The sequence below is a fragment of the Paenibacillus sp. NPDC101420 genome (genome assembly GCF_050277435.1).
In the GTDB taxonomy this organism is placed as follows: Bacteria; Bacillota; Bacilli; order Paenibacillales; family Paenibacillaceae; genus Paenibacillus_AQ.
This window is the reverse complement of sequence record NZ_JBNNSE010000002.1, coordinates 979,592-991,526: the sequence shown is the minus strand read 5'-3', so window position 1 is coordinate 991,526 and position 11,935 is coordinate 979,592. Positions and strand designations below refer to the sequence as shown.

Below are 11,935 nucleotides of genomic sequence, written 5' to 3'. Positions count from 1 at the left end.
AAATACTACAAGACTGTTGATCGGTACCAAAAGATTAATATGCCTTTGCAAAAACCACAGTATGCTCAGCTGGTTTACCACAGCAAATGCAGACTTGTTTCTTCTCCGCCGGATCGAAAGGAATGTTACGGCTACCCGCACCTGTCTCTTCCTTAACTTTGGACTCGCATTCTTCGGAACCACACCAGCCAGCTAGTGCAAAGCCGCGTTTTTCTTCCATTGAAGCTTTCATTTCTTCCAAGGAATCTACAGAATAGAAATGGTCCTCACGGAATTTCAGGGCACGTTCGAACATTTCATTATGAACCTGCTCGAGCATTGCTTGTACCTCTTCAACAAGGTTCTCCTGCTGAATTACCTTCTTCTCACCTGTGACACGGGATACGATAACGCAAACGCCATTCTCCATATCGCGTGGTCCAAGCTCCAAGCGCACAGGTATACCGCGCATTTCATATTCATTGAACTTCCAACCTGGCGTTACATCCGAACGATCATCCACACGTACACGAACACCTGCGTTCTTCAGCTCCTTGAACAGCTCGTCTGTCCGTCCAATCACGGCTTCACGAGTTTTAGGAGGTCCGATCGGAATCATAATCACTTGAGTTGGCGCTACCTTAGGTGGCAGAACAAGACCACGGTCATCGCCATGTACCATAATCAGCGAACCAATCAAGCGTGTAGTGGATCCCCATGAGGTCGTATGCACATATTCTAAATTATTGTCGCGGCTCAAATACTGGATCTCAAATGCTGTTGCAAACTTGGTACCCAAGTAATGTGAGGTAGCAGCCTGAACAGCACGTCCATCTTTCATCATCGCTTCAATAGAATACGTATCTACTGCACCAGCAAAACGCTCGGAAGGTGTCTTTTGTCCAGTGATCACCGGAATGGCAAGGAATGTCTCGGCAAAATCACGGTAGTTATCCAGCATCTTCATGGTTTCTTCACGAGCTTCGGCTTCATTCTCATGCGCAGTATGCCCTTCTTGCCAAAGAAACTCAGTAGTGCGGATAAATGGTAAAGTACGCTTCTCCCAACGAACCACGTTCGCCCATTGATTGATAAGTACAGGAAGGTCACGATAGGACTGAATCCATTTGGAATACATGTGCCCGAACATGGTCTCAGAAGTAGGACGGACAGCCAGACGTTCTTCAAGCACGTCTCCACCAGCCTCAGTTACCCATGGCAGTTCGGGATTAAAGCCTTCAATATGATCCTTTTCCTTTTGAAAGAAACTCTCTGGAATGAACACTGGAAAATAAGCATTACGATGCCCAGTTTCCTTGAGGCGACGGTTCATTTCCTCCTGAATATGCTCCCATATTTCATAGCCCTCTGGCTTAAATACGATACAGCCACGAACAGGAGAGTAGTCCATCAAGTCTCCTTTTTTTATAACATCAATATACCAGCGTGAGAAATCCTCGCTTTGCGGCGTGATTTCCGTAACGAATTGCTTATCTTTTGCCATGTAATGGAATGCCTCCCGAAGAAAATTAGCCGCTGATCAAACGTAAAATATCATTATACGTAACAGCAATCATTAATAAAAATAACAGTGCAAATCCGACAAAGTGAACCATACCTTCACGACTCGGATCTACAGGTTTACCGCGTAATGCCTCCACACCTAGGAACGCCAGACGGCTTCCATCGAGTGCCGGAATCGGTAATAGGTTGAAAATCCCCAGATACAAGCTTAGGATAGCAGCCCAATAGGTAAGATACTGAATGCCTTGTTGGGCAATTTGACCGGTTACTTCAAAGGTACGAACCGGACCTCCAATATCATCCATATTGAATTTATTGATCAATTGCTTAAAGCCCAGAAAGATAGCTTCCGTCGTATCGACCATAGCTTTACCTGAACCTGTCAACGTCTCTCCAACCCCTGCTTTGCGGGTAGGAAGCTCAGGTGTAATCCCGATTTTACCGCCTTCTTGTCCCTCCATGCTACGAGGAACGAGAGTCACATTAAGGGTCTCATCACCACGTTGCAGCATCCATTTCATTTCTTTCCCTTTGGACTCCGAGGTTAAGTCAATCATTTTTTGGTAATCGGCACCAATCTTCTCACCGTTGATGGAGACAATAATGTCACCCTTCTGCAATCCCGCCTCTTGTGCAGGCATTCCTTCAGAGACATCACCGATCTTAACATAAGTAGGATTCTCCACCGGAATTCCAACCATTTGCAAATGGATGGCAAACAGAACAAAGGCTAACAGGAAGTTCATCACAGGACCCGCAACAATAGCCAATGCACGCTGACCCACTGTTTTACTACCGAATTGGCGATCTTTAGGCGCAATTTGAGTCTGTTGCGTTCCTTTAATCATCATCGCTTGAGGATGAACGTCATAAGTAGTAACTTCGCCATCCACATCCAAGCGGATTTGCAGATCATTTTCAAGATCAGTATGCAAAGCCTCACCACGGATTACATTTTTACGTGTATCCAGTGCGTCCAGATAAATATTTTTCACTTTGTTATCCTGACCGAGTCTTACTGCAATGGTCTGTCCTGAGCCAATTTCAATAATTTCCGGATCTTCACCAGCCATCCGAGCATAACCGCCAAAAGGCAGTAAACGCAAAGTGAACTGTGTCTCATTCCGTTTATAAGAAAACAGTTTCGGACCGAAACCGATAGCAAATTCCCTCACGAGAATACCGGCGCGTTTGGCAAAATAATAGTGACCCCATTCATGTACAGTCACCAGGACAAAAAACATGAGCACCGTTAATAAAACGACTTGAACCATTTCCAAACGTATCATCCCCCTTTAGGTGTAAGACCGAAGTATGTCCTCTTAATTTATCATTATTCTCCGATCAGGCACAAGAGAATCAACTGTCCCAACCTATTTTTAGGGCAAAGTAAGTATTTCCAGCTTATCTAGAGATTTCACTACGTTCTACAGCGTTGCTGCCAGCTCACGAACACGCTTATCACAGGATTCAATTTGTTCCAAATTCGGATTGTCCTCGTTAATATGACGATGCAGCACTTCCCCGATGATCTCCTCAATGCGCAGGAATGGGATCTCATGACTCAAGAAACGAGCAACAGCAATTTCATTCGCAGCATTAAAAGCAGTAGTAGCTGTCCCTCCAGCTTTTCCACAATCCATGGCTAGCTTAAGCGCAGGGAATCGTTCATAGTCCATTTCTCGGAAAGTCAAACGTCCAACTTCAGCTAACGACAAACGCTGTGCCGGCGATTCCCAGCGTTCGGGATACGTGAGCGCATATTGAATCGGGACACGCATATCGGGATTACCAAGCTGAGCAATAATACTGCTATCGCGGAACTCCACATATGAGTGAATGATACTCTCTGGATGCAAAAGTACATTTACTTGTTCATAAGGTAGACCAAATAACCAATGCGCTTCAATCACCTCAAGCCCTTTATTCACCATTGTAGCAGAATCAATCGTGATTTTCGCGCCCATGCTCCAATTCGGATGACGAAGTGCATCTTCTACTGTTACATTCTTGAGTTGATCACGAGTGAAATCCCGGAAGGATCCACCAGAAGCCGTTAAAGTGATGCAAGCAATATCCGCGAGATTCTCACCATTTAAGCACTGAAAAATAGCAGAATGCTCGCTATCAATAGGTAACAACTTAACACCCTTACGATTAGCTAGATCAGTGACGAGGTGTCCTGCCGTTACCAAAGTCTCTTTATTAGCTAGTCCAATATGTTTGCCTGCTTCGATCGCAGCTAACGTGGATTGGAGGCCTACACTACCCATAACAGCCGTTACGACCATTTCGGCATCTCCACCAGCTGCCACCTCAACAAGACCTTCATTCCCGCTGTATAGCTGTATGCCAGAAGGCAGACTGGATCTAATCTCATCTGCCAACTCCTTTGTTGCAACAGAAACACGACGAGGATTAAACCGACGGACTTGTTCCAGCAATAACGCTGTATTCGTTCCAGCTGCCAAGCCATCTACTTGAAAAGAGTCTGGGTGCATAGCGATGACATCTAGAGTCTGAGTGCCGATCGAACCTGTGGAACCAAGAACACTTATTTTTTTCATAGTTATACCCTCTCCTTCCGTTAATAGTAAGGCATGAGCGTTAGGATATGTACGAATGGAAATACGATAATCCAGCTGTCACATCGATCAAGAATACCACCGTGACCTGGCAGAAGTGTGCCTGAATCTTTGATACCATACGCACGTTTATAGGCAGATTGCACAAGATCACCAAGCTGACCCAAGACCGCACAAGAAAGCCCTATAAGTAGCGCTCGTCCTATCGCTAGATGTTCAGGAGCAAATATTGCAAACACGATCGCGATTAGCATCGAGATCAGTACCCCACCTACTGCACCTTCCACCGTTTTGTTGGGACTGATGGCAGGCCAAAGTTTGTTCTTACCCATGCTTCTTCCAACAAAGTAAGCCCCGGCATCACTACCCCAAATGCAGAAAAGGAGTAAAAAAGTCCAGAACAAACCATGTCCGTCATCCGATGCACGAGCCATGGCCATATAAGAAAAACCCATTCCAATGTATACTATACCAGTAAACAGCAAGGCTGTTACTCGAATATCTAATTTATTTTTAGTAAAAACTGTAACTAAAAGGAACAACAGCAGCAGAATCCAAATTCCTTGTTCCCACGATAAGGGTGCAGAGATCCCAAGCAAATTCCAAGGGATCATAAAACTTAGAATGGCTGCATAACCAAGAACGGTAGAACCGGAAAGCGCAGGTATCCCTATCATTTTCACAAATTCATAAAACCCGATAAAAGCCATGGCAGTAAGTAACAACTGGTATGGCCAGTTTCCCAACACGCATAAGCCTAAAAATAGTGCTCCGGCAACAATTCCGGTAATCAATCGCTGCTTCAAAGGTTTCCATCTCCTATCAAGCTACTTCAGTCCACCATAACGGCGTGTACGGCGTTGATATTCAGCAACTGCCTGATGCAAATGCTCCTTATCAAATTCAGGCCAATACACATCAGTAAACCACAGCTCACTATAAGCAAGCTGCCATAGCATGAAATTGCTAAGTCGCATTTCTCCGCTTGTACGTATAAGCAAATCCGGATCTGGTAACCCACCAGATAACATTCGGCTATCGATTAGATCAGTCGTAATATCTTCCGGTGACAAAGCCCCTGATTGGATGTCCTTACCAATGCTGCGCATGCAGTCCTCAATTTCTTTACGTCCCCCATAATTAAGAGCAAAATTCAATATAAGTCCAGTATTGCCCTGTGTTCGGGAAACCGCTTCTTCCATAGCCTTACGTGTATATGAAGGTAATGCATCAGTATCCCCCATCATACGTACTTGGACATTCTTCTCAATCAGTTCATCAAGCTCAATGGCTAGAAACTCCACTGGCAAGCGCATCAGATAATCGACTTCTTCCTTTGGTCGTTTCCAATTTTCTGTCGAGAACGCATACATCGTCAAAAACTCAACACCCAGTTCGTCTGCAGCGATTGTAGCACGTTTAACAGCCTTCATGCCATTCTGATGACCCACAACGCGCGGCAACCCGCGACGCTTAGCCCAACGCCCATTGCCGTCCATAATAACAGCCACGTGCCGGGGAATGTTATCCGGTGAAATCTCGACTGGCTGTTGCCTGTCTTTACGGCTCAGCCACGCTTGAACCCGTTTGATCATTTCCGTTTCCTCCAAGCTCTTATCAGAAAGAGACAAACCCCACCATTAACGGAGGGGCCTTAAGTCTCTAGAATATCTTTATACTTCCATAATCTCTTTTTCTTTGGATACAAGCACTTTGTCGACCTCGGCTATGAACTTATCCGTTGTCTTTTGAATGTCTTCCTGATGGCCACGGGACTCATCTTCCGAGATACCGTTTTTCTCCATCTTCTTAATATCATCGTTAGCATCACGGCGAATGTTGCGGATCGCTACTTTCGCTTCTTCACCAAATTTCTTCGTCAATTTCACCAAATCCGTCCGACGTTCTTCAGTCAGCGGAGGGATAGAAAGACGAATGATTGTGCCGTCATTAGCAGGCGTCAAACCGATATCCGATTTCATAATCGCCCGTTCAATGTCAGACATCGATGTTTTGTCCCACGGCTGGATTAACAGTGTCCGGGAATCCGGAGTACTGATGTTCGCCAGCTGATTGATTGGAGTTGGGGAACCATAATATTCAACTTGAATGCGATCTAGCAGTGATGTTGTTGCACGTCCTGCACGCAATGTTGCCAAGTCACGTTTCAGCGATGAAATCGCTTTTTCCATACGCTCTTCGGCATTTTTTTTGACCGATTGTGGCATTAATCTACACTCCCTTTAACAATCGTCCCGATCTTCTCACCGAGAACGACACGTTTGATATTGCCTTGTTCAGTAATGGCAAATACAATGAGCGGTATATTATTATCCATGCATAGAGATGAAGCTGTGGAATCCATAACACCAAGGTTTTTGTTTAGAACATCCATGTAAGTGAGCTGTTCAAATTTCTCGGCTGTGCTGTCTTTAAACGGATCTGCTGAATATACACCATCAACTTTGTTCTTCGCCATCAGAATAACTTCTGCTTCGATTTCTGCTGCTCTAAGTGCTGCAGTAGTATCTGTAGAGAAGAAAGGGTTTCCTGTGCCTGCTGCAAAAATAACAACACGGCCCTTCTCCAAGTGGCGAATCGCACGACGACGAATGTACGGTTCAGCAATTTGCTGCATCGAGATCGAAGTCTGCACTCTTGTTGGCACATCGATTTGTTCTAATGCATCCTGCAGAGCAAGTGAATTCATTACTGTTGCCAGCATGCCCATATAATCTGCAGTAGCGCGATCTATGCCACTTGCACTACCAGCGATCCCGCGCCAAATGTTACCTCCACCACAAACAATCGCAACCTGAACGCCAAGCTCTACAACTTCCTTGATCTGTTCAGCGATGGAAATAATCATGTCGGCATCAATACCATATCCGTTTTGTCCTGCCAAAGACTCTCCACTTACCTTAAGGACTACTCTCTTAAATACCGGCTGTTCCAAATGTATACCCTCACTTTCTGCAAAAGACGGAACACTACGTGTACGTGTTCCGCTCTTCTGATGCTTGCCTTTATTCAATTCTTCACATTTATGATGAAGCTGATATTAATTATTTACTTGTGCCATAACTTCTTCAACAAAGTTATCGACTTTCTTTTCCAAACCTTCGCCTAGTTCAAAACGAGCAAAACGACGGATCGAGATGTTTTCTCCGATTGTGCTGATTTTTTCGTTCAGCAATTGGGAGATCGTTTTGTCTGGGTCTTTAACGAAGGTTTGCTCAAGCAAGCAATATTCTTCGTAATATTTACCAATACGTCCTTCAACCATTTTTTCAATGATTTTCTCAGGCTTACCTTCATTCAAAGCTTGAGCTTTCAGGATTTCTTTTTCTTTTTCTACATCTTCTTGCGGAACTTCTTCACGACGAACATAACGTGGGTTTGCTGCAGCGATTTGCATAGCGATATCGCGAGCAAAATCCTTGAAGGAATCTGTTTTACCTACAAAGTCAGTTTCGCAGTTGATTTCTACAAGTACACCAATACGGCCGCCAGCGTGGATGTAAGATTCTACAACGCCTTCAGTAGCAATACGTCCTGCTTTGTTTGCTGCTGCGGACAAACCTTTTTCACGAAGCAATTCAGCCGCTTTAGTGATATCGTTATTAGCTTCTTCAAGCGCTTTTTTACAATCAAGCATACCAGCGCCTGTTCTTTCACGAAGTTCTTTTACTGCTTTTGCATCAACTGCCATTGTTTATTCCCTCCAGGTAATTGTCGTTTTCTTACATTATTCAAGGCTTTTATCCTAAAAAAAGGGCAGTGAGAGGTTATCCACCTGCCAACCACCCTTTTCATTTAAGTTCTTGTATGTGTTAGTCGCTACTTAAGCAGTAGTTGTGTCTTCGCCTTGGTGAGCTTCAACAACAGCGTCTGCCATTTTACCAGTCAACAATTTCACGGCGCGGATAGCGTCGTCGTTACCTGGAATTACGTAGTCGATTTCGTCTGGATCACAGTTAGTATCAACAATAGCTACGATTGGAATACCCAATTTGCGAGCTTCTGCAACTGCAATACGCTCTTTACGCGGGTCAATGATGAACAACGCGCTTGGTAGACCTTTCATGTTCTTGATACCGCCCAAGAATTTCTCAAGACGATCTTTCTCTTTGCGAAGAAGGATAACTTCTTTCTTAGGTAGAACTTCGAAAGTGCCGTCCTCTTCCCAAGATTCCAATTTCTTCAAACGATCAATACGTTTTTGGATAGTTTGGAAGTTAGTAAGAGTTCCGCCCAACCAACGTTGGTTAATGAAGAACATACCGGAACGTTCTGCTTCTTCTTTTACGGAATCTTGTGCTTGTTTCTTTGTTCCTACGAACAGGATTGTGCCGTTGTCACCAGCGACGCTTTTTACAAAGTTGTAAGCTTCTTCTACCTTCTTGACTGTTTTTTGCAAGTCAATAATGTAAATTCCGTTTCTTTCAGTGAAGATATAACGATCCATCTTTGGGTTCCAACGACGAGTCTGGTGACCGAAGTGTACCCCAGCTTCTAGAAGCTGTTTCATGGAGATTACTGCCATCTTCACACACCTCCTAAGTTTGGTTTATTGTGTGTCTCCTCCGCCGTGCGTCATCTTTCAGCAAGACTTTCTTCAGAAGAAAGCACCCCTTGTCGAAATCAACCGGCGTGTGTTTTAACACCGTCAATTACTATACCATATTTTATTAGTGTATGCAACGATCATTGAAAACTTATTAATTTTTCTAGTATAGAATCTAGACTCTCGTCTTTATTAAAGGTATAAGAACCCGATTGAATCTTCGTATTGATCTGGCGTTGATTGGCCGCTTTAAGAAAACTAGCCTTGTCCTTAATGACTTCAGCCTTCTCCAAAATATCTGCTGTTTTTGTCAGTGTGCTACCTGAAGGTATACGAACAACAACCCCTGCATTCGCAGTGGCTTTAGGCTTATCAGGTGCAACAGCAGATGGTGCAGTAGTGACCTCTGGCTTCTCAATTGTGCCTTCTTTAGGCGTTGAGGGCTCTTTAGGAGGGACAACCTTATTAGGGTTATCAGATACTGTAGGAGATACTACAGGAGCGGGAGAAGCCGCTACTGTAGGCTTAGAAGGTTCCACGTTCTCCGTACTTCCCTCATTAACGCCGTCTGTCTTCCCACCTTGAACAGCGTCCTCCAAAGCAGACTCATCAGAAGGAGGTTCAGTAGATTCGTCGATAACCTTCAAGTTCAATTTCTCAGCACCTTGTATTACCTGTTCCTTGGTGAGTGGAGCCGCTCCACCGGATATCATTAACTGAAGTAATAGTGCGCCTGCAATTAGCCCTGTGCCAAGACCGAACAAAAAAGAACGGTTCTTCATCATACCGATTCCTCCTGTTTGGCGAGTTGCAGAATCAGTTGCACTTCTCCCCGCTGAAGTCCAGCCGTCTTGGCAATGGAGTCTATCGATTTCCCCTGCTCATGTAGTTCAAATAATCGTGGATATCGCAATTTAATAGAACTAATAGGTTTCGCTTTCACTTCTGATTTTATTGAACTCAGTTCAGCTCCGGCAGACGGGTCTCCGATCAACGCAACCTTAGCATACGAACCCTTCTCAACCAAAACTTCCAACTCTCTTAACCGCTTTTCTTCGTTAGTTACTCGGCCCTCTAATAATAAAGAGCTTTGCTGTAATTCTGTCAATTGATGCTGTAAATCACTAATCTGCCCTTGCATTGCTACATGATTAGTTTGTGATTGCTGTTTAATACTGCTGACCAACTGTGCTAGCTCTTCATTCTCGCGCTCTATGTCAGCCATATATAGCTCAAGCGCAGCCTCCGTTTCTTTGAGGCTTTGCTGCTCTGCTTTTCCTTCCTTCATACGTGCTGGAAGTAAAAGGGCATAAAGAATAGCGGCGACACCTACTAGCACAATATACACCCATGGTTGCAAGTGCCTTATCTCCTTTTACATATCAAATATAATTACTTATTAAAGACTCAGATCAATGCGCTGTCCTTTGTAAGGATGTTCCGCATCACGAGTGCCTGACTTCGAACGTTTCTCCGAGGAAGGATTCCCTCCGGAATGATGATTGCCTTTATCTCCGCCATCGCGTAAAGCAGATTCAGAAGATTCATCCACTTCAGCGCTTCGCATGGTCATTTCCTGACTTTGTTTCACATTTTGTCCGGCAAGTTGATGCTGATCAATAGCGGGGCGCTGCTGAGATTCATTCTGAACCTTACCCGCTTCCGTAGTCCGAGGTAGTGCAATTTGCAGTTCCACTGGTTTTAGGCTCATCATAACCCTCTTCTCATAAGAAGAAACGATGTTGTCGTCTTTTGAAGACGATAACTGTTTCTCGTAAAAATATAAGGATAATGTATAACATGAAACTTATACTTTCTTATATTTCAAGAATGGCCGGCCGCTATTGCTGCCCGCCCGATTAATTGTATGGCGTTAAGGATATATCACCTTCACTATAAACAAACACAACTCGTTCTGTGGGGTCCTTTACAAATCGTGTATATCTACCGATCATAATTTTGGATCCGCCATAGATCGTTTTGATCACTTCAACTCTAGCTCTGCCTGTATCTTCTAGCATTCTTTCAATCTCTAGTACACGTTCTTTAATTCTTTTTTCCTCACGTTGATGAGACTGTTTGGTAGCATTCAATTTAACGCGAAGTGCCACTTTATCTGCAGGGAGTTGACCATTAGTTGCCAATTGATTTAATAGATACAACGCTTTAGACGTTTTGTCCTCATTTTCAAGTAATTGACGCAGTGATTGACGCAGCTCGTTAATCTCATTTCTGAGCTCAGGTACTACTCCTACCTCAATAGAAGTCGCTGTGGACATGGTATTGCCTATGGTACGTGCTACGACTCTTTCCCCAGACTGTACAGTTCCGCCAACTATCAATCCCTTAGCCCCATTACAAAGAACGTCTCTGCCCGCGCGTATATTGGAATGCATAATGCTCTGGGATACAATGACATCTTCACCAGCTGTTACATTACCATCTTGAATGAAAGAGACCTTAACATTTTTCCCAGCAGTTACATGTCCTTTGTTATAGCCGATAATTCCACCCGTAATTTCGATCGATCCTCCAGAGATTAATTCCGCTCCTTCAACTCCACCAACCACACGAATATCACCGGCGGATTTTACAGCAAATCCTGAAAGTACGTTTCCTCGAATAACAACGGTACCTACAAAATCAATGTTCCCAGTACTGTAGTCCACATCACCATTCACTTCATACACAGGAAATACATTGATTTTACCGCTATCAGTTAAAGTAACAAGACCGTCAATTGCGGCATACATCGAGGTTCCATTGTTATCAACGAGTACGTTCTTACCCACTTTAAAATGAGCTTCCCTTCCAGCTCTGAAAGCAAGCTCATCACCAGTTACAGTCTTACCATGCTTACCAGGCTGAGCAGGGATAATTCTAGCTATCAGCTTTCCTTTGAGGACGTTACGAAGCCGAACTAAATCCTTATAATCCACCTTACCATCCGCTTTTTCAAGCGGCTTGCGATCCTCTTCCAGATCAACAGTAAGCATAATACTTCCGTCGACTCCATTTACTGCAGGTTCACCTGTAGCAATAGCGACTTTACTCCAAAAAAACTCCTCCGGATGACTACAAATACGTCCAACAATATCACGCTGGACCCCGTAGCGAATATTGTGACTGTGCAGGAAGCTTTCCAATTCTGTAGGAGTGCAGGAAAAATTCTCATCCTTTTTGGAGAACTGCAAATACGCGATCCCTTTGTCATCCGAAAAAGTAATACTTAAGTACTGATCCAAAGCATTTTGACCGATCAATTTTGCTCCCCCTTGTC

General features: G+C 44.1%; 13 protein-coding genes. All 13 read right to left on the bottom strand.

Annotation, left to right across the window (positions count from 1 at the left end):
- Positions 1-34: 34 nt before the first annotated feature.
- The 13 genes from proS to ACQKMP_RS13300 all read right to left on the bottom strand — a co-directional run bounded on the left by proS (position 35) and on the right by ACQKMP_RS13300 (position 11,918).
- Positions 35-1,483, bottom strand: a complete 1,449-nt coding sequence (proS, locus tag ACQKMP_RS13360; protein WP_042189419.1) for a proline--tRNA ligase — start codon at positions 1,481-1,483, stop codon at positions 35-37.
- A gap of 25 nt (positions 1,484-1,508) precedes the next feature.
- The gene (gene rseP / locus ACQKMP_RS13355; RefSeq protein ID WP_042189420.1) at positions 1,509-2,783 is read right to left on the bottom strand and encodes an RIP metalloprotease RseP; all 1,275 of its coding nucleotides are present in this window, start codon (positions 2,781-2,783) and stop codon (positions 1,509-1,511) included.
- 147 nt (positions 2,784-2,930) lie between these two features.
- Positions 2,931-4,070, bottom strand: coding sequence for a 1-deoxy-D-xylulose-5-phosphate reductoisomerase (locus ACQKMP_RS13350; protein WP_042189421.1), 1,140 nt, complete (start codon positions 4,068-4,070; stop codon positions 2,931-2,933).
- Positions 4,071-4,090: 20 nt separating this feature from the next.
- Positions 4,091-4,894 (bottom strand): phosphatidate cytidylyltransferase, encoded by an 804-nt coding sequence (locus ACQKMP_RS13345; RefSeq protein ID WP_042189422.1) that lies wholly within the window; start codon positions 4,892-4,894, stop codon positions 4,091-4,093.
- Between the two features lie 21 nt (positions 4,895-4,915).
- On the bottom strand, positions 4,916-5,683 hold the full coding sequence (locus tag ACQKMP_RS13340) for an isoprenyl transferase (RefSeq protein WP_042189423.1): 768 nt from the start codon (positions 5,681-5,683) through the stop codon (positions 4,916-4,918).
- Positions 5,684-5,761: 78 nt separating this feature from the next.
- Positions 5,762-6,316 carry a ribosome recycling factor gene (gene frr / locus ACQKMP_RS13335; RefSeq protein WP_042189424.1) on the bottom strand — a complete coding sequence of 185 codons (555 nt, stop codon included), beginning with the start codon at positions 6,314-6,316 and terminating at the stop codon, positions 5,762-5,764.
- Positions 6,316-7,044, bottom strand: a complete 729-nt coding sequence (pyrH, locus tag ACQKMP_RS13330) for a UMP kinase (protein WP_036688491.1) — start codon at positions 7,042-7,044, stop codon at positions 6,316-6,318. The genes frr and pyrH overlap by 1 nt, the downstream gene beginning before the upstream one ends.
- Before the next feature lie 105 nt (positions 7,045-7,149).
- The gene (gene tsf, locus ACQKMP_RS13325; RefSeq protein WP_042189425.1) at positions 7,150-7,800 is read right to left on the bottom strand and encodes a translation elongation factor Ts; all 651 of its coding nucleotides are present in this window, start codon (positions 7,798-7,800) and stop codon (positions 7,150-7,152) included.
- 132 nt (positions 7,801-7,932) lie between these two features.
- Positions 7,933-8,634: a 30S ribosomal protein S2 gene (gene rpsB / locus ACQKMP_RS13320; protein ID WP_036688493.1), complete on the bottom strand. Its 702-nt coding sequence runs from the start codon at positions 8,632-8,634 to the stop codon at positions 7,933-7,935.
- 161 nt (positions 8,635-8,795) lie between these two features.
- Positions 8,796-9,440 carry an endolytic transglycosylase MltG gene (locus tag ACQKMP_RS13315; protein WP_042189426.1) on the bottom strand — a complete coding sequence of 215 codons (645 nt, stop codon included), beginning with the start codon at positions 9,438-9,440 and terminating at the stop codon, positions 8,796-8,798.
- Positions 9,437-10,015 carry a hypothetical protein gene (locus ACQKMP_RS13310; RefSeq protein WP_042189427.1) on the bottom strand — a complete coding sequence of 193 codons (579 nt, stop codon included), beginning with the start codon at positions 10,013-10,015 and terminating at the stop codon, positions 9,437-9,439. Before ACQKMP_RS13310 ends, ACQKMP_RS13315 begins: the two co-directional genes overlap by 4 nt.
- Positions 10,016-10,054: 39 nt before the next feature.
- Positions 10,055-10,366, bottom strand: a complete 312-nt coding sequence (locus ACQKMP_RS13305) for a hypothetical protein (RefSeq protein ID WP_042189428.1) — start codon at positions 10,364-10,366, stop codon at positions 10,055-10,057.
- A gap of 148 nt (positions 10,367-10,514) precedes the next feature.
- Positions 10,515-11,918 (bottom strand): DUF342 domain-containing protein, encoded by a 1,404-nt coding sequence (locus tag ACQKMP_RS13300; protein ID WP_427469537.1) that lies wholly within the window; start codon positions 11,916-11,918, stop codon positions 10,515-10,517.
- Positions 11,919-11,935: the final 17 nt, after the last annotated feature.